The 25132-nt window shown below is 43.8% G+C and carries 27 protein-coding genes and 1 other annotated feature; of the genes, 6 read left to right on the top strand and 21 right to left on the bottom strand.

The window, feature by feature from the left end:
• The first annotated feature begins 13 nt into the window (after window positions 1-13).
• Entirely contained in the window at window positions 14-343 is a 330-nt protein-coding gene (locus tag ABHN01_RS21550) for a PepSY domain-containing protein (RefSeq protein ID WP_290398663.1), read from the top strand.
• A gap of 64 nt (window positions 344-407) precedes the next feature.
• Here the strand turns inward: ABHN01_RS21550 and ABHN01_RS21545 are convergent, their stop codons facing one another.
• The 3 genes from ABHN01_RS21545 to trmB form a co-directional block, all read right to left on the bottom strand.
• The gene (locus ABHN01_RS21545; RefSeq protein ID WP_429877222.1) at window positions 408-950 is read right to left on the bottom strand and encodes a hypothetical protein; all 543 of its coding nucleotides are present in this window, start codon (window positions 948-950) and stop codon (window positions 408-410) included.
• A 95-nt stretch (window positions 951-1045) separates the two neighbouring features.
• The gene (locus ABHN01_RS21540) at window positions 1046-1879 is read right to left on the bottom strand and encodes a YtnP family quorum-quenching lactonase (protein ID WP_429877221.1); all 834 of its coding nucleotides are present in this window, start codon (window positions 1877-1879) and stop codon (window positions 1046-1048) included.
• A gap of 102 nt (window positions 1880-1981) precedes the next feature.
• On the bottom strand, window positions 1982-2629 hold the full coding sequence (trmB, locus tag ABHN01_RS21535) for a tRNA (guanosine(46)-N7)-methyltransferase TrmB (RefSeq protein WP_429877220.1): 648 nt from the start codon (window positions 2627-2629) through the stop codon (window positions 1982-1984).
• Between the two features lie 205 nt (window positions 2630-2834).
• On the opposite strand from trmB, the gene ABHN01_RS21530 reads away from it, so the two are divergent.
• On the top strand, window positions 2835-3119 hold the full coding sequence (locus tag ABHN01_RS21530) for a YtzH-like family protein (RefSeq protein ID WP_429877219.1): 285 nt from the start codon (window positions 2835-2837) through the stop codon (window positions 3117-3119).
• A 47-nt stretch (window positions 3120-3166) separates the two neighbouring features.
• Here the strand turns inward: ABHN01_RS21530 and ABHN01_RS21525 are convergent, their stop codons facing one another.
• From ABHN01_RS21525 to thpR, 6 genes are all read right to left on the bottom strand, one after another.
• A complete protein-coding gene (locus ABHN01_RS21525) occupies window positions 3167-3961 on the bottom strand; it encodes a phosphotransferase family protein (protein WP_290398658.1) in 795 nt (264 codons plus the stop codon).
• A gap of 150 nt (window positions 3962-4111) precedes the next feature.
• Window positions 4112-6274, bottom strand: coding sequence for a type I pullulanase (gene pulA, locus ABHN01_RS21520; RefSeq protein ID WP_429877218.1), 2163 nt, complete (start codon window positions 6272-6274; stop codon window positions 4112-4114).
• 109 nt (window positions 6275-6383) lie between these two features.
• Window positions 6384-7319 (bottom strand): diacylglycerol/lipid kinase family protein, encoded by a 936-nt coding sequence (locus tag ABHN01_RS21515; RefSeq protein WP_429877217.1) that lies wholly within the window; start codon window positions 7317-7319, stop codon window positions 6384-6386.
• Window positions 7320-7374: 55 nt separating this feature from the next.
• Complete coding sequence (locus ABHN01_RS21510; protein ID WP_429877216.1) at window positions 7375-7767, bottom strand: LrgB family protein; 393 nt, start codon at window positions 7765-7767, stop codon at window positions 7375-7377.
• Entirely contained in the window at window positions 7754-8131 is a 378-nt protein-coding gene (locus ABHN01_RS21505) for a CidA/LrgA family protein (protein WP_429877215.1), read from the bottom strand. The genes ABHN01_RS21510 and ABHN01_RS21505 overlap by 14 nt, the downstream gene beginning before the upstream one ends.
• Entirely contained in the window at window positions 8128-8703 is a 576-nt protein-coding gene (gene thpR / locus ABHN01_RS21500) for an RNA 2',3'-cyclic phosphodiesterase (protein WP_429877214.1), read from the bottom strand. The genes ABHN01_RS21505 and thpR overlap by 4 nt, the downstream gene beginning before the upstream one ends.
• Window positions 8704-8846: 143 nt before the next feature.
• On the opposite strand from thpR, the gene cysK reads away from it, so the two are divergent.
• The gene (gene cysK / locus ABHN01_RS21495; RefSeq protein WP_429877213.1) at window positions 8847-9782 is read left to right on the top strand and encodes a cysteine synthase A; all 936 of its coding nucleotides are present in this window, start codon (window positions 8847-8849) and stop codon (window positions 9780-9782) included.
• 49 nt (window positions 9783-9831) lie between these two features.
• On the opposite strand, the gene ABHN01_RS21490 is transcribed toward cysK, so the two are convergent.
• Window positions 9832-11010: an MFS transporter gene (locus ABHN01_RS21490; protein ID WP_429877212.1), complete on the bottom strand. Its 1179-nt coding sequence runs from the start codon at window positions 11008-11010 to the stop codon at window positions 9832-9834.
• Window positions 11011-11060: 50 nt separating this feature from the next.
• Window positions 11061-12461, bottom strand: a complete 1401-nt coding sequence (gene pepV / locus ABHN01_RS21485) for a dipeptidase PepV (RefSeq protein ID WP_429877211.1) — start codon at window positions 12459-12461, stop codon at window positions 11061-11063.
• A 456-nt stretch (window positions 12462-12917) separates the two neighbouring features.
• Between pepV and ABHN01_RS21480 the strand changes: the two genes are divergently transcribed.
• Window positions 12918-13136, top strand: coding sequence for a DeoR family transcriptional regulator (locus ABHN01_RS21480; RefSeq protein ID WP_082316176.1), 219 nt, complete (start codon window positions 12918-12920; stop codon window positions 13134-13136).
• 56 nt (window positions 13137-13192) lie between these two features.
• Here ABHN01_RS21480 and ABHN01_RS21475 read toward each other — a convergent pair whose 3' ends face one another.
• Together ABHN01_RS21475 and ABHN01_RS21470 are read right to left on the bottom strand one after the other, a co-directional pair.
• The gene (locus ABHN01_RS21475; RefSeq protein ID WP_429877210.1) at window positions 13193-13840 is read right to left on the bottom strand and encodes a PRC-barrel domain-containing protein; all 648 of its coding nucleotides are present in this window, start codon (window positions 13838-13840) and stop codon (window positions 13193-13195) included.
• A 50-nt stretch (window positions 13841-13890) separates the two neighbouring features.
• A complete protein-coding gene (locus ABHN01_RS21470) occupies window positions 13891-14604 on the bottom strand; it encodes a pseudouridine synthase (protein WP_429877209.1) in 714 nt (237 codons plus the stop codon).
• Between the two features lie 111 nt (window positions 14605-14715).
• Between ABHN01_RS21470 and ABHN01_RS21465 the strand changes: the two genes are divergently transcribed.
• Window positions 14716-15141, top strand: a complete 426-nt coding sequence (locus tag ABHN01_RS21465) for a DUF6884 domain-containing protein (RefSeq protein ID WP_429877208.1) — start codon at window positions 14716-14718, stop codon at window positions 15139-15141.
• Window positions 15142-15253: 112 nt separating this feature from the next.
• Here the strand turns inward: ABHN01_RS21465 and ABHN01_RS21460 are convergent, their stop codons facing one another.
• The gene (locus ABHN01_RS21460; protein ID WP_429877207.1) at window positions 15254-16882 is read right to left on the bottom strand and encodes a putative polysaccharide biosynthesis protein; all 1629 of its coding nucleotides are present in this window, start codon (window positions 16880-16882) and stop codon (window positions 15254-15256) included.
• Between the two features lie 164 nt (window positions 16883-17046).
• Between ABHN01_RS21460 and ABHN01_RS21455 the strand changes: the two genes are divergently transcribed.
• Complete coding sequence (locus tag ABHN01_RS21455; protein WP_429877206.1) at window positions 17047-18303, top strand: NAD(P)/FAD-dependent oxidoreductase; 1257 nt, start codon at window positions 17047-17049, stop codon at window positions 18301-18303.
• A gap of 69 nt (window positions 18304-18372) precedes the next feature.
• Here ABHN01_RS21455 and ABHN01_RS21450 read toward each other — a convergent pair whose 3' ends face one another.
• The 7 genes from ABHN01_RS21450 to ABHN01_RS21420 form a co-directional block, all read right to left on the bottom strand.
• Window positions 18373-18564, bottom strand: a complete 192-nt coding sequence (locus ABHN01_RS21450) for a sporulation protein Cse60 (RefSeq protein WP_290398643.1) — start codon at window positions 18562-18564, stop codon at window positions 18373-18375.
• 121 nt (window positions 18565-18685) lie between these two features.
• Window positions 18686-20440 (bottom strand): putative bifunctional diguanylate cyclase/phosphodiesterase, encoded by a 1755-nt coding sequence (locus ABHN01_RS21445; protein WP_429877205.1) that lies wholly within the window; start codon window positions 20438-20440, stop codon window positions 18686-18688.
• Window positions 20441-20739: 299 nt separating this feature from the next.
• Entirely contained in the window at window positions 20740-21048 is a 309-nt protein-coding gene (locus ABHN01_RS21440; protein ID WP_429877204.1) for a rhodanese-like domain-containing protein, read from the bottom strand.
• 31 nt (window positions 21049-21079) lie between these two features.
• Window positions 21080-23497, bottom strand: a complete 2418-nt coding sequence (leuS, locus tag ABHN01_RS21435; protein WP_429877203.1) for a leucine--tRNA ligase — start codon at window positions 23495-23497, stop codon at window positions 21080-21082.
• 81 nt (window positions 23498-23578) lie between these two features.
• Window positions 23579-23816, bottom strand: a binding site (T-box leader).
• Window positions 23817-23895: 79 nt separating this feature from the next.
• Window positions 23896-24573 (bottom strand): site-2 protease family protein, encoded by a 678-nt coding sequence (locus tag ABHN01_RS21430; protein ID WP_429877202.1) that lies wholly within the window; start codon window positions 24571-24573, stop codon window positions 23896-23898.
• Window positions 24574-24586: 13 nt separating this feature from the next.
• On the bottom strand, window positions 24587-24745 hold the full coding sequence (locus ABHN01_RS21425) for a hypothetical protein (RefSeq protein WP_429877201.1): 159 nt from the start codon (window positions 24743-24745) through the stop codon (window positions 24587-24589).
• Window positions 24742-25044 carry a hypothetical protein gene (locus tag ABHN01_RS21420; RefSeq protein ID WP_429877200.1) on the bottom strand — a complete coding sequence of 101 codons (303 nt, stop codon included), beginning with the start codon at window positions 25042-25044 and terminating at the stop codon, window positions 24742-24744. Before ABHN01_RS21420 ends, ABHN01_RS21425 begins: the two co-directional genes overlap by 4 nt.
• Window positions 25045-25132: the final 88 nt, after the last annotated feature.

Genomic DNA, 25132 nt, shown 5'->3' with positions numbered 1-25132 from the left:
GGAGATGCTGAAAATGAAAGCAAGCAAATGGATTCTCGCCGGAGTGGCCGGCTTCGCAGCAGGATACTCAGCAGCAAAGCGAACACCACAGAACCTGACTCCTGAAAAAGCCCTAAACATTGTAAAGAGCCGAACAAAAGATGAATTTATGGTCACCGGCTCCTGGATCGGAGTTCACACCGAAGAAGTGAAGCGTTTCGGACTCCCATATACCGTTTACAAAGGCGGACTTTCTAGCACACTCAACTCTACTCTTACTCAGTTTGATTTTATGATTGATGCAAAAACAGGAACGATTCTTGATATTTCAAAACATGGTGAAAAAGCCGAAATATTGGCTTAATGAACAATCTGTTTAATAAAAGCAGACGAGAAAAAGCGCCGCGTGTATGCGGCGCTTTTTATTATTAGTTAAAATCCTTCACATGATTGTACAAGTTATTTTTAATTTTGAATTTCGTTGTAAGGTACTGTCCTTTTTCCCAAATCGTTAACAAGTATAAAGGGATCAGCAAGACAAGGGAAAGAAGCAGAATAATCACGATGTAATCCATCTTCGTGCCCACTTGGTCTTCATGCGATTTTTTATACTGCTCAAGCTCAGGACCTGCTTTTGCAACTTCCTGCTCTGTCAGCATTTTATTGTTTTTCGGATTGTAATAGACAATATCCTTATGTTTGAAGTAAAAGACATTATCTCTCAATGTTTTGTAAGAACCCATTCCGACAACAATTTCAGCAGTGTCGAGCTTTGGATCATTGTTTGGTACCGTCTTCAGATCTGTGATCTCAATGCTGCCTTTTTTGTAATCGTAGTGCTTTTCTTTCAGCCCTTTTTCAATGGATGCTTTCATTTCATTGTCCGCTGTCGCTCCAGCTGCGGAAGCGATAGAGGCAAAAGAAAAAACAAGAGTAAAAACGGACAATAGTGCAACAATCTTCCTTTTCATCAAAATCCTCCTTGCTTTCAGTCCTATTCCAATTCTAATCTCTTCCATCATATCATATATTTCCTTTTTATTTACCCGGAAATTTTGACAAAGACTTACTTTTTTTGCCGAGGTATGCTCTCTATGATCTTTCCGCCGGCATCCCATTTCACTGCGCGGTACACAGCATCATGGTAAAAAAAGTACCATGTTTCCGGCTTGATCCATTTTTGCTTTTCGTATATCGAGGTCATTGGATAATCATCATAAGCGAGTACCCAAAGCGGATTCTTATGTGCGTGGGTTGGCATTATATCCCCCAGGTGATAGAGGACAGTCCCTTCGGTTTGGATTTCGATAATACTGTGCCCGTCACTATGTCCACCCGTATGGATCATCTTAATGCCGGAAATAGGCTCAAATGATTCATTAAATGTTTCCACCTGGTGTTCAATGGGTTTCCAGTTTTCTTCCCAGTATGTATTTCTTGAACGGATATTCGGATTCTTCAGTTCCTCCCATTCAGTTTCAGACGTATAGATGACAGCGTTTTCAAAAACCGGCCTGATCTCCCCTTCTTCACGCTTTGTTAACCCAGAGGCATGGTCAAAATGCATATGCGTCATCAATATGATGTCAATATCAGCGGCTGATATTTCGATTTCTTCCAGACTCTCTTCAATGACAGATTCTTGATGCACACCGTAATTGCGCTTTTGTTTTTCACTTAGCTTCCCGTTGCCGATTCCTGACTCGATCAGGATGTTCTTTCCGAACCCCTGAAGCAAAATCGGTTCTGTTCTCAATTCAATTTGATTCAGCTCATTCACAGCATATTTTTTACTCCAAAGCGGCTTTGGCACTACACCAAACATGGCACCCCCATCCATATGAGTGACCCCGCCATCAAGCCAGGTTAACGTCAGACGGCCTAGTTTCCATTGATCCATTGTAAGACTCTCTCCTTTGCAACAATTAAAAATAGTCTGAATTCAGTGTACCATATTGCCTGCAGATTTTCAGGCAAATAAAAAAACCCGGGCATTCCCGGGTTACTTTTTGGAACGGAATTGCGCTTCTGTCCGATAAATCCTGAAACCCTTGGACGAAAATTTCTCTTCGTACTCCGTCATGATATTTCCTTTAAAATCACTTTTATGCAAATCAAGCCAAACTTGTTTTAGGATCATGCCATATTTTGAGAAGCTATGGAGGGAATACTCAAATAAACCCTGATTATCCGTTTTAAAATGGATTTCTCCCTCGTCTTTAAGAATGGTTTCGAAAGTGGACAGAAACGATTTGTAAGTTAAACGCCGCTTTTCATGCTTGTTTTTCGGCCATGGATCGGAAAAGTTAAGATACACTCTTGACACCTCACCCGGCTCAAAAAAATCAGTCAGCTTTTGGGCATTTTCTCTGATCAGTTTAACATTGCCGATCTCTTCCGTAACAATTTTCTCCAAGGCTGAGACGATTATACTATCGTAAATTTCCATACCGATATAATTGATATCCGGATGGGCTTTCCCCATTCCAGTCACAAACTTTCCTTTACCCGTCCCGACTTCGATATGAATCGGATGATCGTTCCCAAAATACTCGTTCCATCTGCCTTTTAAATCAGCAGGATTGGGGGCAACAATTTCAGGATAATCATTTAGCTTTTCTTTTGCCCATGGTTTAAAACGCTGACGCATGATCTATCTTCCTTTCTTACATCCAATACCGTTTGCACACCTTCGACATTTTAACACGAAAAGCGGCAAAGCAAAAGGCTAGGTTAAATTCACCATTCAAAAAAAAGAATCCGCATCGGTTCGTTGCGGATAAATTCTTCTGTATTCCATACCCTATGATTATTAAAACATTTACCAACAGCTCATTAGAAGGACGTGAAGATAAATGCCGCTTGATTATACCCATCAGCTTACCCTGTTAAGGGACATTCTTCAAGATCATCATACGGATTGCAAGGGTACGCCGCAGGAGTGCGCCCAGTTGGAACGTCTGGCTAACCAACTGATGCAGCATGGGAATTTTAATAATGACGTGAAAGACGTATTGGGTCTCATTAACACCTATAGCCATGATGGCTCCACCCATGAAAACCTTGAACAACATATTACAAATCATAAGCCGCATATCGAAAATTGGCTGAATACGATCCAGCCGGATCACTTTTCATAGCAAATGAACAGAGATTTCCTGGGGAATAAATGGAAATTGTCGAACGGTTAATTAATATAATAGCTTTTTTGCAGAACTTGCTTTAAAAAATTGTACCAGTATTCCTTTTCAGCGTCATGTTCCCTATCGCTATGCCAAAATACCGACAAAATGGTTTGTGCGACGATATACCAATGCATTCGGCGCTGAAGATCAACGGTTAATTCCACTCCGTAAGTGGAGAGCCATTTTGACCAATTATCACGCGGAACATACCAGTACAGCAGCATTCCCAGGTCAAGGGCCGGATCAGCAATCATCGCGCCATCCCAGTCAATGAGATATAACTCGTTGGTTTCGCTCAACAACCAGTTATTATGATTAACGTCACAATGGCAGACGACTTTCTCGTCATGCTGGATGACGTTTTTTTGTAATTTTAAATAACGGACGGCCTCCTTAATTTTCGGAGGACATTCATGTTGATATTGAATGTTGGTTTCTATATCATCAATAATCAGTTCTGGAGTGAGCGGCTTCTTACCCAGGCGTTTTAACATATCAAGGAGTTCAGAAGACTTATGTATTCTGCCTAATAGTCTTCCTACAGCATCATTCATCATTTCGGATGCTTTAAGTTCCCTTCCGTTTAGCCACTTTTGAGCCGTAATCACATCTCCGTTGCCCAATCTTTTTGTCCATAATAATTTCGGAACAATTCCTTCCGCAGAAAGTACTGCAAGAAAAGGTGACGAATTGCGCTTAAGAAAAAGCGTCTGATCTTCATATTTAGCTTGATATGCTTCTCCTGTTGCCCCACCAGCCGGCATGATCTGCCAGCCTTTGCCTAGTAGATGTTCCAAATCGTTCACCTTCAATCTCATGCGGAAAGTTAATATGTCCTGTTTTATATCGGTTAATAAACACCTTATTTAAAATTAAAAAACCTCTACGAATACATTATTTTAACACAGCCTGAGAAAAAATCGTACATATTTATGTTCCATAAAAAATTATTCGGCCGATTGGACAGCCATCGTAAATCCTAGAGGAGGAATGAGAAGCGTTCCAGAATCTGTTTTATACAATCCATCCTCCTTCACCTCCAGCGCCTCTGCCGTCACTGTCCAATCGCCAGGGGATGGGAGCTGGTAAACCTTCTCGCTTGGATGGCTGTTGTACAGGAGGAGGATATCTTTCCATGTGTCCACCCTTTCTGAGCTTTTGATCCTGAACCCAATCATTCCTTCAGGCAGCCCGTCGAGAAGAGATAAGGAGTGTTCAATCGTTTCAGGTTCATCCAAACGAAAAGCGGGATGGTTCTTTCTGATTTGAAGGAGCTCGGTAACATATTGCACATCTTTTTCAAATTTAGATCTTCGCTCCCAATCGAGCCGGTTGATTGAATCGCCAGATTTATAGCTGTTACCATCCCCTTGTTTACTGCGAAAAAACTCCTGGCCGGCATGGAGGAACGGTACCCCCAGTGAAAAAACCGTAAGTGCTGTTCCAAGCAGGTGCCTTTTTCTTAGTACCGTCCCATCTTCATTAGGGTGCAGCGTAAGCAAACGGTCCCATAACGTATGGTTATCATGGCATTCAATGTAATTTATACTTTGGCCCGGTGTATTAAACAATCCGTGCTCTTTTGAGTTGCCTGATACATTTTCATACAGCCTCTCGATCTGTGAAGTATCCCCATTAATGAAACCTTCATTGGCGGCATGAAAAATATTCCCTTTTACAAGGTCGCGGAAACGGTCATTAAAGAACGAGATCCCCGGCATCCTGCGTGCAGAATCAATACAGGCTTTTTGGTCTTCATCCAGCCACGTGTTCATCTTCCATCCTTCTCCCAAAATAAAAACAGAAGAGTTGATCTTCGCCAGTTCTTTATAGGTCTCATTCATCGTTATGATGTCATGAATCCCCATTAGATCAAAACGGAAGCCGTCCACTTTATACTCCTTCGTCCAATAAAGCACGGAATCGATGATAAATTTCCTCATCATAAATCGTTCGGAAGCGGTATCATTTCCAACACCCGTTCCATTGACAGGGTTTCCGCCATAATCAAACCTGAAGTAATAGCCTGGAACAATCTTTTCAAAATTGGACGTCTCTCTGATAAACACATGGTTATAAACGACATCCATGATAAGCCGCAGGCCATTATTATGCAGGGAGGCGATCAAAGCTTTATATTCCTTTATCCTTGAGACCGGGTCCGCAGGATCCGTCGCGTATGAACCTTCAGGGACATTAAAATGGAGCGGATCATATCCCCAGTTATACTCCGTGTCTGATTTGGTTTCATCTATACTGCCGTAATCGTTGACAGGCAAGAGCTGGACATGCGTGACACCGAGGTTTTTTAAATAGTCGATTCCTGTAGTGGTGTGGCCAGGACCAGACGTGCCTTTTTCAGTAAATGCCATGTACTTCCCTTTGTGCTTCATCCCGCTTGACGGGTGGATGGAAAAATCCCTGACATGCAGCTCATAGATGATGCTGTCTGTTTTTTTGAGGGGGAGAGGCGAATTAACCGTTTCCCATCCTTCGGGGTTGGTCTTATTAAGGTCGATCACCACTCCCCTCTTCCCGTTGACCGTTACGGCTTTTGCATAAGGATCGATCGCTTCATTGACAGTATGGTTTACCCTGACTAAATAGCAATATTCGTGAAGATGATGATCGCCTGCTATTTCCGCTTCCCATACCCCCCGATCTCCGAGCTTCATAGGGTGCTCGAAAGCTGTACTCGCACTCGTAAACAGCTTTAATCTTACAGTGGACGCCGTAGGTGCCCATACTTTAAATACCGTTTTCTCAGGACTATAAACGGCCCCTAGATCTTTTTTTTCATAGGCGAAGACCTCATCAAACTCCTTTGTTCTGACTACAGCTCCCGTTTTTAACGGGATTTCCCCTCCATCCGGATATACCACCCAGTAATCTCGATAGATGGGAAGTTTCTGATCAAGCACCATATGAAAAAGCAGCCGGTCCTCCAACCGCTGTTCAGATATCTTTTTTAATGGGTAAACCCTTTCATGATCCGTCACGTAAAAATAGGCCTCTCTCGGCACTTCTGTAAAAATGACGAGCGTGACCATTGTAAAAGTATCGAGATATGCTTCGATCCGTTCTGCTTCCGCAATCGGTTTATGGTTCAAAATGCCGGCCCACCCCCTGTAATACCTTCATCATCGATATGCTCTTCTTATTATTTTATCCAAATGTTAGAAAAACAGAATTCACTTTGCCTAACTTTTCGAATGAATGTCAGACTCTTATGGATAGTACTGAGGGCATGAGCGTACATTCAACAGGGGTTGTACCGAGCAGTTCCCCGTCCGCCTGTACGGTTAACGGCTCATTGCTGGTTATGGAAATAACTCTTCCTTCAAGAATAGTTACCCCGTCCAGATCTTCATGTTTACCCCAAAACACCGTAACGAAGAGAAAAAGCAGCTTTAGCGGATGAAGTTCATGGACGACACAAAGCTCAAGCAAGCCATCATCCGGTTTAGCCGAAGGACAGATTTTCATTCCGCCCCCATAATAAGGCAAGTTGCCCGCTGCAATCAGCCAGACCGATGGAAATTTATACTCCAATCCATCCACGGTTACAGCGGCATCAACCGGTTTATATGTAAAAAGAAGACGAAACATGCTTACAGTATACGCAAGGTTGCCTGCTCCAAAGCGCTTCAGCCATTTCTTGTATGTTGATCGGTTGGTCAGCTTCGTCACTTCACCATCGAATCCGATCCCGGCCGTACTTACAAACCGTTTGTTACGCCTTGCCTGTCCGGGAAAGCTTAGCATTCCCGCATCGATGATTCTTTTTGCGTTCCTTTTATTTAATAGCCGCCATTTCAAAATATAGGCCAGACTCTTGTTCTTGTTGAATCCTAATCCCCGGATAATATCATTGCCAGAACCGCCTGGCAAAAAGCCCACCGTAATTTCAGGGCTGTCCTCCAGTCCGTTGATCACTTCATGGATGGTCCCATCCCCGCCAACCGTTATGACGGCCTCGATCAGATCCCGGTTAATGCAGGAGATCTTTTTTGCAATCTCCAGCGCATGGCCTTCGCTTTCCGTATAAAAAGAGCGGTAAGCCACACCTTCAGCTGAAAGAACCTCTTTTACGGCTTTCCAGATCTTTCGGGCCTTTTTATTGTTTGCATGAATTATAAAAAAGTAGAGTTTCATTAGCAAGTCCTTGTCCTAAAAGCATGTATAAGATAACATTCGACAAAGACCGCCACTAGTCCTTTAATCCCCTGCTGTCTTCCCATTCCCTGCGCAAAATAGATTTAGTCAAAGAAGCCTTCAGCAGCAAATCTACGAACTTTAATTGGTGGCTCTTCGGCGGGACTCCGACAATAATGGGTAAGAGGTGGCGCATCAAGCTCTCTCTGTATAAATACAACGGATAAGCGAGAGCAACCACACCGGGACCGAGCAGTTCTTCAATCCATTTTCCGCCTTCCATATACTTCTCGTATGGGATATGGGTGAGCAGGAGGATTACAGCCATAAACAATGTTGTTGTCAGAACAGGTATAAGAAAAGCCGACCTCCATCTTTCATATATTTTTCTCATCGCGATAAAAAGAAGCACCGTAATTACTATAAAAATAAGACTAGTCCAGTGCATTAACCGATGCCTCCTTCTTGGACACGAGGCGTTCACTCGACCATCCTGTGGCTGCTACTGCTAAAAACGTGGATACAGCCGTAGAGGCTATGAGCAGCAGCCCTTTTACAGTAAAAAACTCAGGATATTTGATGATTCCTGCAGTAACAGGAATAAAGAAAAGCGGAAGATACGCCAGCATAAACGTCGACCCTGAACTCACCCATTTGCTTTTAAATTTCCCTGTACTTAGGGCTATAAACAATAAAATCATTCCGACGACACTGCCCGGAATGAATAAATGCAAACTCTCTGAAATCCATACGCCCAACATATGAAACAAATACAAAATACCGATCTGAATGGTAATGACGAATATTTTCAAAGGCTGTCCTCTCCTTTAAGACAAAACTCTTCGATGACGTGATATTTAGGATCTTTATCCAGATGGGTCTCATACAGCACGATCGAAGGAACGTCGAAGGAAATGCCCGCGGCGGGCTTGGTCATACTCTCATCAAAAACAACATCAATCCTTGCATCTGTATCTCCCCATCTCTTGGCAAGTGTAATATGGGGAGAATACGGCCTGGACTCCAACTGAAAACCGGCTTGCTGACAAAGACGATTCACCATTTTCTGCAAGGCAAACAGCCTTTCCTCTTCTTCCACTCCAAGCCAGAACACACGGGGCTGGGACTTCTTGCCGAAGAATCCCGCTCCTGTAACGGTAAGCGAAAAGGATGGAAGCTCTTGAATATGGTCATGGAACAAACTTTTCAGGTGGATAAGCTTATCTTGTTGGGTTTTACCAAGAAAAGCCAGTGTCAGATGAAGATCCTCTTGATGAACCCATTGTTTAAACGGAAGATTTTCCTGAAGCGTCCCTGAAAGTTCCCCGATGATACACTTTACATCAGAAGGAATTGGAACGGCAGCAAAAACATGTCTACTCATATATTCTTTCATCTCCATTAAAGGGAATTATTCTTATCTTACCAAAAACGATCACCTTGCAACCATCCAAGCTTGCTTGTTTTCTTTTAAATGTTGGATTTGATATACTTTCTTTAAAGAGAAAACGACAGGATGTGCAAATCATGAAAGTTGTTCAAAACATAGCAGAATTGATCGGGGATACTCCTTTAGTCCGCTTGAACCATCTTCCGGATCCTGACGGAGCGTCCATCTACGTAAAACTTGAATATTATAATCCAAGCAGAAGCCTAAAGGACAGAGCTGCTTATAACATGCTTATAGAGGCAGAAAAATCCGGTCTTTTAAAGCCAGGCGATACCATTATTGAACCGACATCAGGAAACACTGGAATTGGCCTGGCAATGAACGCGGCAGCACGAGGCTATAAGGCGGTTATTGTTATGCCTGATACTATGACCGAGGAACGAATCAACTTGCTTAAAGCCTATGGTGCAGAAGTCGTACTCACTCCTGGAGATGAAAAAATGCCAGGCGCCATCAGAAAGGCTAGAGAACTGCTGGCAGCGGATCCAAAAAACAGCTTTATGCCTATGCAATTTGAAAATGCAGCAAACCCTGATGCTCATCGAACCACCACGGCTGTTGAAATTATTGATGCTATGAAGGAGCTAAATAAGCCATTGAGCGCTTTTGTAGCCCCGGCAGGTACGGGTGGGACGATTACGGGCACAGGTGAAACACTGAAGGCTGCTTTCCCTGATATGACAGTGCATGTTGTCGAGCCGGCGGGTTCCCCTGTTTTATCTGGCGGGAAACCAGGCAAGCATAAACTGGTAGGCACCAGCCCAGGATTCATACCTTCCATTTTAAATCAAGAGGTGTATGACGAAATCATCCGAGTAGAAGATGATCCAGCCTATGAGACCGTCAGAAGACTCGCGAGAGAAGAGGGTATCCTCGTTGGCCCATCTTCCGGAGCTGCCGTCTTTGGCGCCGTTGAAGCCGCGAAAAAGCTTTCCAAGGATGAAGTTGTTGTATGTATCACATGTGATTCTGGAGAGCGTTACCTTTCCACTGACCTGTTTCAATTTGAATAAAAATAAGAAAGTCGGCTCAACTTCCATATTGGAATCTTGAGCCGACTTTTTATATCCCTGAACTGAGTCCCAGCTTTTCTCTGGACTGAAGCCGCATTAAAATACCGATCATAAAGAGGCCGGCAAACGAAAGAATGCCAAAGAAAAGATAGGTGATAAAGATCGAATACTTATCAAAAATCATGCCTCCCAAAAACGTACAGAACCATGCACCTAGTCCATTACCTACCGCAGTATATAAGGAAACCGCTGTAGCCCTTACATCTGGTGGCGTGTTATCCCGGATATATTCAATGGCCGCCGGAATGAACAAACCTACGGAAAATCCCTGGACAACTGTTGTTATGAGCACCACTGTGATGGACGGCTGAAAAAAATAAAACATCCATCTTAAGGCGGAAACGGCCGTTGCAAACATCATAATGTGGATGACGCCAAACTTCCTGAGTGCGAAGCCCGCCAGTTTCATGAATGGCGCTTCACTGCCAGCTGCAAGCAGGAATGCGATACCCACTCCAGCTAACGTTCCACCAATCCCCTGTATATAAAAGCTGAAGTAAAAATTGTTGGCAAAGATTGGGCCGAAAACAAGAAAAGTGGTGACTAGAAACACCATATATTTCGGCATTCGTATCAGGTGAGAAAGGCCGGAACGCAAATCCACTTTCAGCAATTCCCCTTCTCTCGGCATGCTTCTTATCAGCAGCAAACAAAGAAGCAAGCTTAAAGCAAAGGAATAAAAGATCACTGAGACGCCCGACATCTCAGATAGCTTCCCCATCATGTATACCGCTAAAGCAAAACCAATCGCCCCAAACAACCGGTAATTGCCGTATTCCTGATTGGTCTTATTAACGTAGTTCAAAAGAATGCTGTCCGATATCGGTACGATCGCACTTTGAAAAAGTGCAAGGAGGATCAGCATAATGATCAGCGAGCCGTACGTCCCAATGAACAGCACAGCATAACCGATCAATGCCGTAAAAAGGAGAGATACAGCAAGTACATGCTTCGGCTTTCTCGTATAATCCGTAATGACCCCCCACATCGGCTGCGCAAAAATCATCACCACAGGGCTCAACGACATCAATGTACCGATCTCCGTTCCCGAAAGCCCGGCTACTTCCTTGAAGTAAACTCCGAGCAGGGGAAACAAGCTTCCAAAGGCAAAGAACGAAAATAAATTAAATCCTTTCAGGCTCAATGATGTTCTTTTATGACTATTCAATTTTTGTCCCTACTCCCTATCCTTTTTCTCTGGATCAAACTGAAGATTGCTTATTTTGCCAATTCATAGATTGCTTGTGCATAGATTGCCGCTGCGCTGAATAAATCGTCCAGGAACATATATTCATCCTTCTGATGAGCGACATCTTCCCTGCCCGGGAATAAAGCCCCAAACGCCACTCCTGCTTCTAATGATCTTGCATAGGTCCCTCCGCCGATAGCGATAGGTTTGCCGGGTTGTCCGGTCTGTTCTTCATAAACCTTTTTCAGGGTTTGAACCAGCTCATGATTTTCATCCACAAAATGAGGCTGCGTATGCTTTTCCACCTCTAAGGAAAAACCTTTATCAACCGCAAGTTTTTCAAGGCTGCCCAAAACAATCTCCCCTGAATGCTTGACCGGATACCTGATATTTAAACCAATGCTTCCCTCTGTTTTCACGCTATAGTTGAATACACCAGGATTAACCGTTAAAATACCGCTCACATCATCCTCTGCCTGAATCCCAAGCTCCTTGCCGGAGACGCTTCTAAGGTGTTCCGCAACAAAATCAGTGTACAACTGCCCCTGAGCATCAAGGTTTTCTCCTGATAAAAATTCAGCAAGCAAGACTCCCGCATTCACACCGGATTCAGGCGTACTTCCATGAGCCGACTTACCATGAAGCCGTAATGTTATCTCCCCATCTGCTTTGGACGAAGAACCCGTTAATTGGCGGCTGTCCAAAAATCGCTGATAACGGTCTGCAAGTTCATCGCTTGCGATAATGACAGCTTCTGCCAGATCCGGAACCATGTTAAACCTCTGCCCAGAAGAAAAGGCCGTGAGCATGTTGGCTTGCTCTCCGTTTACTGCACTACTTTTCAGCTTTAAGCTGATGTTAAGCATTCCCTTCTCAGCATGGATGATGGGAAAATCCGCATCTGGCGCAAAGCCTGATGACGGCATTTCTTCATGCTTAAAATAATGGTCCACGCATCGCCACAGGCTTTCTTCATCCGTTCCAAGAATGAGCCTTACTCGTTTGGACAAGGGCAATCCAAGTTCCTTGATGATCTTCATTCCATAGAAGGCAGCCATCGTTGGCCCTTTGTCATCGATGGCTCCTCTGGCAAAAATCTTGCCATCCCTGACTACTCCTCCGAACGGATCCACTGTCCAGCCATCTCCTTCGGGAACCACATCAAGATGGCCTAAAATTCCAATTAATTCTTCTCCATCCCCCAGTTCAATATGTGCAGCATAACCGTCAACGTTTTTAGTCTGCATTCCTTGTGCGGCGCCCAGTTCAAGCATAAAATGCAGGGCTTTTTCAATACCGGGGCCAAACGGAGCAAGATCGGCTGCTTTATCCTCCTCGAGCACACTTCTGATCTGCAAAAGGCCTTGAGTGTCCTTTATGAGGCTTTCTTTTCTTTTCTCAACTTCCGCTTTCCAATTTACATTTTTCATAACTGCTCACCTTTCTTCATTCACTACTTATGTATCATCTCATGTTTCATTACAAGGCGGTACCCAATATTGACAAATCCACTTCCATTTTAGCTTATAGTTCCAAAAAAGAGTGAAGTGATGCCGATTTAAAGACTGCTCATTTGCTTTTTCCTCTGCAATAAAGTATAATATCGCGTAAATAGGAGGTGTGGTTGTTATTAGTAAACGATGAATGCTTTGTTTTGTTTGAAAAACTTAGCGGTCATTCTAATGCTGCGAAGCCGCCAATCACCTGAGAAATAGAGAGAAATCATGATAAAAGTCATGGCGAAGCAGCGAAGAACCGGATATGGAGTCTTCGCTTTTTATTTTAATCTCATTTTTTAAAGAAATTTTAAACATTTTATCATAATAAATTAATGAAATTATTCTATAATTTATTATGAACGACAATACTGTATAGGGAGTGGTTTTTTGAGTCCTTCAACTAACCGTATGTTGAACCGTGTAAAATCCATGTATCTTTTTATAAAAAGGAAAGGGACTGTTACAACACGAGAATTGGTTGAAGAATTTGGGACTACGCAGCGCACTATCCAGAGGGATCTAAATGTTTTGGCATATAACAACCTGGTCACCAGCCCAAGCAGAGGGCTGTGGCAGACAACCTCCAAAAAAGTAAAAGTATCATAATGATGAGATAACCCCCATCCAAATGGAAGGGGGTTTTTTGTTTTTTTCATTGCTTATTAAAAAAGCGGTTTAATGTCTTCTTTATTACTGACTACATGATCCTTCAACTCGGGCTCGACTATCCACTTCTCTTCTGCCCAGTTCGGTTCACCTGCGATCGGCATGTATTTGTTGCCTTCCCCGAGCAGCTTGGACCAAAAGCCTTCAGCAATCTCCAACGCCACCGCTTTTTTAGATATCGTATCAAGGATGATATCTTTAATCTTACCTATCTTTTCACCGTCTATCGTTTCTACTGTCCAGCCATCAAATATGGAGGAAGCCATGCATTCTTCAGGTTCTTCCATTTGACGCTCATTCCCCTGATACACAATGTCATCATCGAGAGAAATAATATCGTGCCATGGGATCAAGTAATTTTCTTTATGATAAGTTCTTGCAGTAACAGGATAGCCTGTTCCTGTCATTGGAGTGCTTTGCGATCCGATGCCGCTCGTTGCCGCCTGCATATTCAGTACATTTTTATCAACAGGCTGATATGATTCTTCATTTCCAGGATCGGCAGGCACACTTTCCTCAAACGAGAGGTAACACAGGGAAAAATCATATTTATTCAGGAGAACCCCGTTTGGGTCGATGTTATCAACTTTCGTTTCCGAGTGCTTTACTTTTTTATCGAGTAAATCCTTCGCTTTAAGCAGCATTACCATTCCTCCTTTTTCAAAATTTTACCCGTTATTTCCTTTTAAAAAACCTATCTTTCAGATAAGCGCTCCAGTTCTTCCTTTGTCAGCTCTCTGTATTCTCCAAGCTTCAGGTTTTCATCCAAAGATAGTCCTCCCATTTTTATTCGCTTTAAATAGGTAACTTTTTTTCCGACCGCCTCAAACATCCTCTTTACCTGATGGAATTTTCCCTCCGTGATGATGAGCTCGATTTCAGAGATTTCTCCCGAATGAAGGATGGAAAGCACCGCTCCAGGTTTAGTCTTATATCCATCATCAAGGACTACACCTTCCTTGAACGCCTCCACATCCTCCTGTGTGACCCTTCCATTTATTTTCGCAAAATACGTTTTAGGAACATGCTTTTTAGGGGATAAAAGCGAGTGGGACAATTGTCCGTCATTCGTAAGTACGAGAAGCCCTTCTGTATCTTTATCCAGGCGGCCTACCGGAAATGGTGAAAGAATCTGATCCCGATCTTCAAGAAGGTCGATGACCGTCTCCTGAACATGATCCTCTGTTGCTGAGATAACACCCGGCGGTTTGTTCATCATGAGGTAAATCGTTTCTTTATAGGACACTTCCTCTCCATGAACGACCACCTTCTGTGTTTCGGGATCTACTTTTGTCTTGCTGTCTTTTACTGGCACACCGTCAACAAGTACAACACCTTTTTTCAAAAGCAGCTTCACTTCTTTTCGGCTTCCAAACCCCATATTGGCTAATAATTTGTCCATTCGCATGTTTACTTCGACCTCTTTTCTTTTATAAGCATATTTTCCTATAAATTTACAAAAATTTGCTTTATAATTAATAAACGCGGGTATTTTAGTACTATAGGAGGAGATTGTTAGATGAAACGGAAAATCGGCCTGCTGGCGACTGCCAGAAAAAAACTGAACCATCCCGCAGCAGCTATTGATTTATACATAAGTCCTTTGTTTTTAAAATCTGTTCTTTTTGCAAAGCAGAATTATGATGCATTTTATTTTTACAGCGCAAAAGAAGGGTTTCTTACTCAGGATCAATGGATCGAGCCCTATAATGTTTCGATTAAAAATTTTTCCTCCAAGGAAAAGCACGAATGGGCGCGGAAAGTCGTAGAAGAGCTGCAAAAACATGAAAAACCGGAAGAAAGCACCGTTTATTTGCATGGAGGATGGGTTTACAGAGAACACCTTCAGCCTGAGCTGGCCAAGGCCGGTTTTCAGTTTGAAGTGCCACTTGAAGGCTATAGTATCGGCAACCAGCTGAAGTGGTATGACGAACAAAATGAGTAATGTAAGAAAAGCGCAAGCACCCTGCTTAATTCCGACAAACGCCGGAGTTAGACATTACTTGAATGCCAACCTCTCTTATCCCAGAAAAGAAGGTCCAAGAGGACCTTCTTTTTTACGTGGCTTTCTTTTTTTTTCTTTTCAGGAAGCTGAACCGCTGACCTAAAATAATCTGTATCAAACCCGATTTGTAAGAGAGAGCAAAATAAACGAGTCCTCCAGTGAGTATACCCGCTGCCAGTACTGCAATACCCCTGGCCTTCGTATAAACTCCATGGAAGGAACCTTCGATTGGCGCTTTGATCACATAAACAGCGACAGCCATGGCCAAACCGAAAGCACCGATCAGAATTGCGCGGCGGAATACCCACTTAAATGAAAATTCACCATATTTCTTTATCACATACAGGTTAATTAGAATAGATACCGTGTACCCGATGTTGGTTGCAATAATCGAACCTACACCCTTCCATAAATAAATGAGAGGAATGTTCAGGGTCAGTTTAAACAGGATACCTACCAAGAGGCTGAACAACGCATATTTCTGCCGGTTCAGCCCTTGCATGATCGCTGCGGTAACCGTAAACATCGCAAACCAGATCCCTGACAGAGAATACCAGCGAAGGAGCTCGCCTCCCAGCTTGATATCGTTCAATGTGAACAGCGTTCCATAAGCCGGATAAGCAAGGACCGATAAGCCGACAGCTGCAGGCACTGTCAGAAACAACGTCATCTGAAAGGATTGTGTGATCTGTTTGTTCAGCGAGTCATAATCCCCTTCTGTATAAGACTTTGTAATGATCGGGATAAGGGTTAAAGCAAAGGCAGTAGCCAGTGACACCGGGATCATGACAAGCTGATGGGAGGTCTGTGTGACCATCGCAAACACATCTTCTGCCTTCGGCTGGCTGTAGCCTGTCTGCTGAAGAGTATTAACAATCGTAAATTGATCAATAATTTTATATAACGGGATGGCCAGTCCAACGGCTACAAAAGGCACGGCATAGGAAACGATCTCCCGGTAGATCGCCGGCAGGGAGACTTGTGAATCCACGGTGGACTGTTCATACATTTTTTTTAGATATGGACGCCTTCTGTTCCAGTACCATAGCAGAACAAGCAAGCCTCCAATCGCCCCAACTGTCGCGGCAAAAGTCGCAAGGCCAACAGCCGTAGTCAAAGTACCGTTCATGATATGGATGACAGCGTAGCTGGCGATCAGGATAAATAAGATTCGAATAATCTGTTCCACTACCTGTGAAACCGCAGTAGGGCCCATCGATTGGAATCCCTGAAAGTATCCCCTGATCAAGCTCATGGAAGGAACAAAAATCAGAGCGGTACTTACCATTCGGATAACAAAAGTAATGTCATCCACCGTATTTCCGTCACCGCCATGTTTCCCCAAAATGTTGGCGGACAGTACGGGAGCGATAAAATAAAGTACAAGAAAGGCGGCAAAGCCCGTCAATGTCATGATGAACAAGCCGGATTTCAGCAGCTTTCGGCCAGTGGCATAATCGCCAAGAGCATTATATTTGGATACGAACTTGGAAACGGCCAGCGGCACACCCATCGTTGCGATACTAAGGAGAATCGTGTAGGGATTATAAGCGTAGCCGTATAGAGCAAGGCCCTTTGTTCCGACCAATGCATTAAACGGAACAATATAAATCAATCCGATAAATTTTGAAAAGAATGTTGCTGCAGTTAAAATTAACGTTCCTCGCAATAACCGAGACATGAATCCATCTCCTACTATTTAGTGCTACAAAAAAGCATACTTTGAATTTATTCTTCTAGAACAACATTAGTATTGTAACACAAGCACTCTCTTGCGACAGAGTTTTTCATTTCACAAAAGATATGGTATCTTTTTGGTTGTAATAAAAGGAAGCAGGTGCATACATGAAATATGATGTAGTGGTTATCGGAGGAGGCCCTTCGGGATTAATGGCCTCTGTCGCTGCAGCAACAAAGGGCAGCAGAGTGCTGCTCATTGATAAAGGGGACAAACTTGGCAGAAAGCTTGCCATTTCAGGCGGAGGACGTTGCAACGTAACGAACCGGCTTCCGATTGATGAAATCATAAAACACATCCCCGGCAACGGGCGTTTTTTATACAGTGCGTTCTCGATCTTTAACAATGAAGATATCATCTCTTTTTTTGAGGGGCTAGGAATTGCGCTGAAAGAAGAAGACAACGGAAGAATGTTTCCCGTCAGCAACAAGGCGAGTGATGTAGTCGCTGCCCTGCTGAAGAAGATCGAATCGCTGAACGTAAAAATCTGGACAAATTCACCCGTGGAAACGGTGAATTACACAGATGATCATGTAAAAGAGGTCGTTCTGAAAAATGGTACCGTTATACCTGCTAAAGCGGTCATTATCGCGGTTGGCGGAAAGTCCGTCCCACACACCGGTTCAACAGGCGATGGCTACGCCTGGGCAAAAAAGGCGGGCCACACGATTACCGAACTGTATCCTACAGAAGTTCCGATTACTTCATCCGAGCCCTTTGTAAAGTCAAAAACACTGCAGGGCATCTCGCTTCGCCAAGCTGAGCTTTCGGTCTGGAATCCAAAGGGAAAACTGATCAAAGCGCATAGAGGGGATATGATCTTCACTCATTTCGGATTATCTGGACCTGCAGCCCTTCGATCGAGTCAATTCGTTGTAAAAGCCCTTAAAAAGTTTGAAACGAAATCGATCATGATGTCCATCGATTCTTTTCCTGACCAAAAAGAGGAAGAATTATTTCAATCTGTCAACAGCCTCCTTAAAGAAGATCCAAAAAAAGCGATAAAAAATGTCCTGAAAGGCTTTCTTCCTGAACGATATTTACTGTTTTTATTGGAAAAAGCCAGCATATCACTTGATGTGACGAGTGAACACCTGAACAAACAAAGCCTGCGTCAATTGATCTCGCTGCTTAAAAGGTTCTCATTTGAGGTCAACGGTACACTTTCCATTGAAAAAGCGTTCGTGACAGGCGGCGGAGTTTCGATAAAGGAAATTGAACCAAAGAGCATGGCCTCGAAAAAGAAAGAAGGACTTTATTTTTGCGGGGAAATATTAGATCTGCATGGCTATACCGGCGGCTATAATATAACGGTTGCCTTCGTTACAGGACATCTGGCGGGAACAAATGCTGCAATACAATAAAAAAAGGGGACTCCCTCTGCCATTGCGGAGGAAGTTCCCTTTTTTATTCATTATAAATAACCAAGTTATTTATTCATTATAAATAACCATGATCGAATATGAGTATATGGTAGGTTCCTCTTCCTGCCTTAAACTGTCACTGATCGAAACTTGATACTTGATATCTTTGATGTTCGATTCATGGAGGTTCTCCAAGAAGAGATTAACCGCTTCTTCCAGGTCAGCTTCATGTTCTTCATCAAACAACTTTATTTTCAACATACTCCAGCACCTCCTGGGTATGTTTTCCCTGTCATTTACGTCGAATCCTTTGTAAAAACAGCACTAGTTTTGAAGAGCGGACCCAACTTGTCGACAGGAAAAAATAAAAATCATCCCTCTTTTACTTTGGTGATAGGCCCTTCTGAAAGAACGCTTCACATTCTGTCGCAGAAAGAGGTTCGCTGTAAAAATATCCTTGCCCGACCAGGCAGCCCTGAGAAAGCAGAAATTCCACTTGCATCCGGTCTTCTATGCCCTCAGCGATGACATTAAACTTCAGATTGATTCCCATATCAATGATCGTTTTGACAAGGGCTTGCCCCTGGAAGCTTTCCAGGCTGTCATCCAGAAAGGACTTATCAATTTTCAGCGTATCGATCGGCAGCACCTTTAGATAGCTTAAAGAGGAATAGCCGGTTCCAAAATCATCGATTGATATTTTCACACCCAATTCTTTCAGTCTTCGGATGTTCGGTATAGAAGAATCAAAATCTTGCATCATTCCCTCTGTAATTTCCAGTTCCAAACAGGCTAGATCGAGTTCAAACACGGCCAGATTCTTTTTTACTCTGTCAGGAAACCCGGGGTCCTCCAGCTGCTTCGCAGATATATTTACAGCGATGCTAAGCTTTTCATGTCCGATGTCCTGCCAGAATTTGTTCTGCCGGCACGCTTCTTTAATTACCCAGTCCCCGATCGGTATGATTAAACCTGTATCCTCAGCCACCGGAATAAAAGTGGATGGGGGTATATTTCCAAATTCCGGATGCTCCCATCGGAGCAGGGCTTCTGTTCCCATAACTCTTTCACTCGGCAGATGGATCTGAGGCTGATAACGAAGGGTAAATTCCTCTCGATGAAGGGCCTTTCGCAGGCCGTTTTCCAGCTGCATCTTTACCATCATCGATTCGTTAAGTGCGTCATTAAAAAATTGATAGTTGTCCCTGCCTTTTTCCTTTGCATGGTACATCGCCGTATCTGCATTTTTAATGAGCTCATCTAAATCAAGTCCATGTCCGGGATAAAACGCAATACCAAGGCTAAGCGTCGAAAAAATCTCCTGTCCCCTGATCATGATCGGCTTTTTAAATTGGTTTAGGATACGCATGGCAAGCTGTCTTATTTCCGCTTCGTCCGTGTTTTCCATTAATAGAATAAATTCATCTCCCCCGCGGCGGAATACGTGATCAGACGGACGTACAAGGTTCTTAAGCTGATAAGAGACGTGCTGAAGCAATAAGTCCCCAAACCGGTGGCCGAGCGTATCGTTAATCATTTTAAAGCGGTCTAAATCGACAAACATTACAGCAATTGTGCTGTTGCTGATACCGGCTTCAAACATTTTCTGCTCCAGCACCTCTTGAAACCTGTGCCTGTTCGGAAGTCCCGTCAGATCGTCATGGTAGGCCATATGGTCAATCGTGCTCTCTGCTTGTTTTCGATTAGTAATATCATAAAGAATAGAATTAAAATCAACCAGTACACCAGATTCATCAAGAATGGGAATGCCTCTATCCTGAATCCACCGAATCTCGCCGTCCGGCCTCGTGATCCGGTACTCGCTGGTCACCGTTTCTCCTCGTGCGATCCTTTTCGCTCTCTGATCTATGATCGGTAAATCCTCGGAATGGATGACCTTTCTCCACAGTTCCACATCTTGAATAAATGAATCGAGACTGTATCCATAAAGCTTTTCAATTCCCCGGGTAACCATTAATTTGTTTTGTTTCAGGTTATGTGACCAGATCGCCACATCAATCGTATCAAATATATCCTGAAGCCTTTCCCGGCTTTTCCTGAGTTCATTCATCGTAGACTTGTGCTCTTCAATCTCTTTTTCAAGAACGGTACTGTTCTGCTGATGCTTCTTAGCCATACGGAAATACATGAGAATGAGAGCGAGTGCAAATCCCCATCAATAAGAATGTCTCCCAGATTGTTCTGCAAAATTCTGGTATACTCTGTAAACATGTGGGCCGCGAGTAAAAGTAAGATGAAATAGAGTAGGTATTGTTTATGCATGTCTATCCCCCAGAGTCTTTATATTTTTATATCGGCTCGGAAGCAGGAATCATTTACAGGGGAAAATTTCCAATAACTCAAGGAAGGTAAAAAAGACTGTAGGCCATGATAAAAAACCCGGATGCAGTTCATGCGCATCCGGGTTTTTTACGGTTATTCTGAAGCTTGATTGTAAGCAAGCATTCCGCCCACCATGTTCTTTACTTTAAAGCCATTTTCCTGAAGGAAATAAGCCACGTTCTCGCTTCTTCTTCCAGAACGGCAGATAATAATATGTTCATCATCTTTGTTGATTTCATCAAGACGGTTCGGAACTTCCATCATTCTGATATGTTTGGCTTCGGCAATTTTCCCTTCAGCGACTTCCTCATCCTCACGAACATCAATAAGAGAGATCGCCTCGCCTTTTTTCAGTCTGCTTTTTACTTCTTCAGGCGTAATCGTTGCAATTTGATCTTCCAATTCCATTCACCTCTGTCAAAGTTTTCACTCTTTAGTTGGCTACGATATTCACAAGTTTCCCTGGAACAGCGATGACTTTTCGGACAGTCTTTCCTTCGATGCCGTTTTGTACGACGTCGCTGTCCATTGCAGCCTGCTCCATACCTTCTTTTGTAATGTCTGCTGGAACGCTAAGCTTCGCCTTGACTTTACCGTTGATCTGTACGACGATTTCCACTTCTTTATCCACCAGTTTGGCTTCATCCCATACTGGCCATGCCTCGTATGCGATAGAACCGCTGTGTCCAAGTTTTTCCCATAATTCTTCAGCAATATGCGGAGCTATCGGAGATAGAAGCTTCACAAAGCCTTCGACTGCATATTTTGGAAGAATTTCTTGTTTGTTTGCTTCGTTGACGAAAACCATCAGTTGAGAAATTCCGGTGTTGAAACGAAGCCCCTCAAAATCCTCAGTAATCTTTTTCACTGTCTGATGGTAAACACGTTCAAAGGAGTCTGTACCTTGCTGGTCTTGGATGGAAACGTTAAGCTCTCCGTTTTCCGCAACGAGCAAACGCCATACTCGGTCAAGGAATCGGCGGGATCCGTCCAATCCTGTTGTGCTCCATGCGATGGATGCATCAAGCGGTCCCATGAACATTTCATACAAACGGAGGGTGTCCGCACCATGGGAAACTACAATTTCATCCGGGTTTACAACGTTGCCTTTAGATTTACTCATCTTTTCATTGTTCTCACCAAGAATCATTCCTTGGTTGAACAATCGCTGGAACGGTTCCTTCGTTGAAACCACACCAAGATCATAAAGAACCTTGTGCCAGAAACGAGCGTACAGCAAATGCAGAACCGCGTGCTCCGCACCGCCGATATAGATGTCAACCGGCAGCCAATGCTTAATTTTCTCAGGATCCGCTAAAGCTTCACTGTTCTTTGGATCGATATATCTTAGATAGTACCAGCAGCTTCCAGCCCATTGCGGCATCGTGTTCGTTTCGCGGCGGCCTTTCTTGCCGGTTTCCCGATCAACTACATAGACCCATTCTTCCACGTTGGCTAATGGAGACTCCCCTGTTCCGGAAGGTTTAATTTCCTTTACTGCCGGTAAGCGTAAAGGAAGCTCTTCTTCAGGAACATGTGTCATTGTTCCATCTTCCCAAAGGATGATGGGAATCGGCTCACCCCAGTATCGCTGTCGGGAGAACAGCCAGTCGCGCAGACGGTACGTAATTTTCTTCTCGCCCTTCTTGTTCTCTTCAAGCCAACTGTTCATTTTCTCAATCGCTTCTTCCTTGTCCAGCCCGTTCAGGAATTCAGAGTTTACATGCTTGCCGTCGCCGGCATACGCAGCAGTCTGTACGTCTCCTCCTTCTACGACTTCAATGATCGGAAGCTCAAATTTCACTGCAAATTCATAGTCACGCTCATCATGCGCCGGAACCGCCATGATAGCCCCCGTTCCATAAGTCGCTAGTACATAATCAGCGATCCAAACCGGCACCTTTTCGCCGTTTACCGGATTGATCGCATATGCACCAGTGAATACTCCGGTCTTTTCTTTGGCAAGCTCTGTACGCTCCAGATCTGATTTGGTTGCCACATCCTTTTTATATTGATCAACAGCTTCACGCTGCTCTTCTGTTGTGATTTCGTTAACAAAAGAATGCTCAGGTGCTAGGACGAGATAAGTCGCTCCGAAAAGCGTATCCGGACGCGTTGTAAACACCGTTACTTGTTTGTCATGTCCATCGATATCAAAATGCACTTCTGCCCCTTCAGATCGTCCAATCCAGTTTCTTTGCATTTCTTTCAAGCTTTCCGGCCAATCAAGCTCTTCAAGATCCTCAAGCAAACGGTCCGCGTATGCGGTAATCTTCAGCATCCACTGTCTCATCGGCTTTCTGACAACCGGATGGCCTCCGCGTTCGCTCTTGCCGTCAATCACTTCTTCATTTGCCAGAACGGTGCCCAGCGCCTCACACCAGTTAACAGGTACTTCGTCAACGTAGGCAAGGCCTTTTTTGTAAAGCTGAATGAAAATCCATTGTGTCCATTTATAATACTCCGGATCGGTAGTGTTTACTTCGCGGTCCCAGTCATAAGAGAAGCCCAGCTCTTTAATCTGGCGCCGGAACGTGTTAATGTTCTTTTCAGTAAACTCGGCCGGGTCATTCCCTGTATCCAGCGCATACTGCTCAGCTGGAAGACCGAAGGCATCCCATCCCATCGGATGAAGCACGTTATAGTCCTGCATGCGTTTCATGCGGGAAAGAATATCAGTTGCCGTATACCCTTCCGGATGCCCTACGTGAAGGCCAGCTCCTGAAGGATAAGGAAACATATCCAGAGCATAGAACTTTTTCTTGGAGTATTCCTCTTCCGTTTTAAACGTTTTATTCTTTTCCCAATACTGCTGCCACTTCGGCTCAATCTTCCTGTGATCGTAATGCATGATTTCGTTTCCTCCCTGTCAAGTACATTCATCCTTTAGCGAGTTAAAGACAAAATAAAAAACCTCCCGCCCCTAAACTCATTCAGGGACGAAAGGTTGTGTTTATGTCATAATAACCTGCCGCGGTACCACCCACATTAGCGCAAAAGAACACGCTCTCTCATTGGTCCCTTAACGCGGATACACGGCAAAAGCTACAGTGATCCTGTTCACTCCTGCAACTACAAGGCGAGTTCAAAAAGGTTCAGGGTTGACTCGCACCATCCGTCAACTCTCTAGATCCCTCTGCTTTTCTACTGATCCTTATCATCGTAATTACCATATTTAACTTGTATTGTATGAATTCATAAGCAAAATGTCAAGTTTGTTCGCTTTTAAGCTTAGCCCTTTTTTCCTAGTTATATACCAGATTCAAAGAAAGGCCGGATCAAGCTGTCCACCAGGTTCGCCACGAATGGAACGACGGTATTGAAAATCGGATAAATAGTATATCGGTCAAGCGGTGTAATAATAAGGATTAAAAAAACAATGACTCCTATATGTGCATACTGAATCATCTTCGCACGGATTCGGTCAGGTGCTAAGTCTTCCAGTATACGATAGCCATCAAGCGGCGGAATCGGCAATAAATTAAACACAAACAGCAGGACGTTCAAGTATACGACCATATTGATCAGTTTATCAATAAAGTCGACTCCCTTTTCCGGCACATTATCCACAATCCCGGTTGAAAAAAGGACATAAAAGAGAATCACCCCGATCAAAGCGATCAAAATGTTGCTCAGAGGCCCGGCGATCGATACGAGAATACCGTATAGATGAGGGCGTTTAAAATTTCTGCGGTCCACGGGAACGGGTCTTGCCCAGCCAAACCCGGCGATCAATAAAAGAATGGTACCAATCGGATCAAGGTGGGCCACGGGTGACAGCGTCATGCGGCCCTGGTCTTTTGCCGTGGAATCACCGCACAGGTATGCCATGTAGGCATGCGCAAATTCATGAACTGTAAAAGCAATTACCAAAGAAATGATAACAAAAGGCATCTCCTGTAAATTAAAAGCCAAGAAGTTTTCCATTCAGTTCTCCTATCTAACCTGTCTTTTTCTGTGGAAGACCCCCATCAGCAATCTTCCAGTCATAGATTTGAGTAAGCACGATACTGATCATAAGCAGAACAAATATCACTCCGAATACAGCCTTCATCCCCCAGACATCAGCAAGAATGCCGCCAAATGACGGACCGATCATCCGGCCGTTGCTGTACTGTTAACGATTCCCTGATAAAACCCAGCCCTGCCTGCCGGAGCAAGATCATTGGCGATGGATGGTACGCCTGGCCAGACGAACATTTCTCCGATCGTCAGAATGACCATGGCTCCCATAAAACCAGAAAATGCTTCCGCACGGCTTACCGTTATAAAAGAAACGATAAAAACCAGGTAACCTACGAGAATCTGAGTTTTCGTTGAAGTAATCCAACCTTTTAAGATGTAGGCCAGCATGGGCTGAAGCACTACGATTAAGGCTCCGTTGGCCGTCCACAGCAAGCTGTAGAGCTTCAGGCTGATTCCCGCGTCCTGCGTGAAAACCGCTATGCAAGCAGCCAAAGCGGTTTAGGCAAACAAAGCCCCCCCT

It is taken from the genome of Fictibacillus sp. NRS-1165 (genome assembly GCF_050468105.1).
Taxonomy (GTDB): Bacteria; Bacillota; Bacilli; order Bacillales; family Fictibacillaceae; genus Fictibacillus_C; species Fictibacillus_C terrinigri.
Note: the sequence above shows the minus strand (reverse complement) of the source record. Positions and strands in the feature narration are given on the sequence as shown.

Bases quoted from the DNA above. Each gene is read 5' to 3' on its own strand.
- cysK (WP_429877213.1), top strand. From the start codon at position 8,847: ATGAAAGTTGTTCAAAACATAGCAGAATTGATCGGGGATACTCCTTTA.
- pepV (WP_429877211.1), bottom strand. From the start codon at position 12,461: ATGAAAAATGTAAATTGGAAAGCGGAAGTTGAGAAAAGAAAAGAAAGC.
- ABHN01_RS21475 (WP_429877210.1), bottom strand. From the start codon at position 13,840: ATGCTGCTTAAAGCGAAGGATTTACTCGATAAAAAAGTAAAGCACTCG.
- leuS (WP_429877203.1), bottom strand. From the start codon at position 23,497: ATGCATTACGATCACAGGAAGATTGAGCCGAAGTGGCAGCAGTATTGG.
- ABHN01_RS21430 (WP_429877202.1), bottom strand. From the start codon at position 24,573: ATGGAAAACTTCTTGGCTTTTAATTTACAGGAGATGCCTTTTGTTATC.
- ABHN01_RS21460 (WP_429877207.1), bottom strand. From the start codon at position 16,882: ATGTCTCGGTTATTGCGAGGAACGTTAATTTTAACTGCAGCAACATTC.
- thpR (WP_429877214.1), bottom strand. From the start codon at position 8,703: ATGAGTAGACATGTTTTTGCTGCCGTTCCAATTCCTTCTGATGTAAAG.
- trmB (WP_429877220.1), bottom strand. From the start codon at position 2,629: ATGCGTCAGCGTTTTAAACCATGGGCAAAAGAAAAGCTAAATGATTAT.
- ABHN01_RS21465 (WP_429877208.1), top strand. From the start codon at position 14,716: ATGAAACGGAAAATCGGCCTGCTGGCGACTGCCAGAAAAAAACTGAAC.
- ABHN01_RS21455 (WP_429877206.1), top strand. From the start codon at position 17,047: ATGAAATATGATGTAGTGGTTATCGGAGGAGGCCCTTCGGGATTAATG.
- ABHN01_RS21450 (WP_290398643.1), bottom strand. From the start codon at position 18,564: ATGTTGAAAATAAAGTTGTTTGATGAAGAACATGAAGCTGACCTGGAA.
- ABHN01_RS21550 (WP_290398663.1), top strand. From the start codon at position 14: ATGAAAGCAAGCAAATGGATTCTCGCCGGAGTGGCCGGCTTCGCAGCA.
- ABHN01_RS21540 (WP_429877221.1), bottom strand. From the start codon at position 1,879: ATGGATCAATGGAAACTAGGCCGTCTGACGTTAACCTGGCTTGATGGC.
- ABHN01_RS21530 (WP_429877219.1), top strand. From the start codon at position 2,835: ATGCCGCTTGATTATACCCATCAGCTTACCCTGTTAAGGGACATTCTT.
- ABHN01_RS21425 (WP_429877201.1), bottom strand. From the start codon at position 24,745: ATGATCGGTCCGTCATTTGGCGGCATTCTTGCTGATGTCTGGGGGATG.
- ABHN01_RS21445 (WP_429877205.1), bottom strand. From the start codon at position 20,440: ATGGCTAAGAAGCATCAGCAGAACAGTACCGTTCTTGAAAAAGAGATT.
- ABHN01_RS21545 (WP_429877222.1), bottom strand. From the start codon at position 950: ATGAAAAGGAAGATTGTTGCACTATTGTCCGTTTTTACTCTTGTTTTT.
- ABHN01_RS21510 (WP_429877216.1), bottom strand. From the start codon at position 7,767: ATGCACTGGACTAGTCTTATTTTTATAGTAATTACGGTGCTTCTTTTT.
- ABHN01_RS21470 (WP_429877209.1), bottom strand. From the start codon at position 14,604: ATGCGAATGGACAAATTATTAGCCAATATGGGGTTTGGAAGCCGAAAA.
- ABHN01_RS21515 (WP_429877217.1), bottom strand. From the start codon at position 7,319: ATGAAACTCTACTTTTTTATAATTCATGCAAACAATAAAAAGGCCCGA.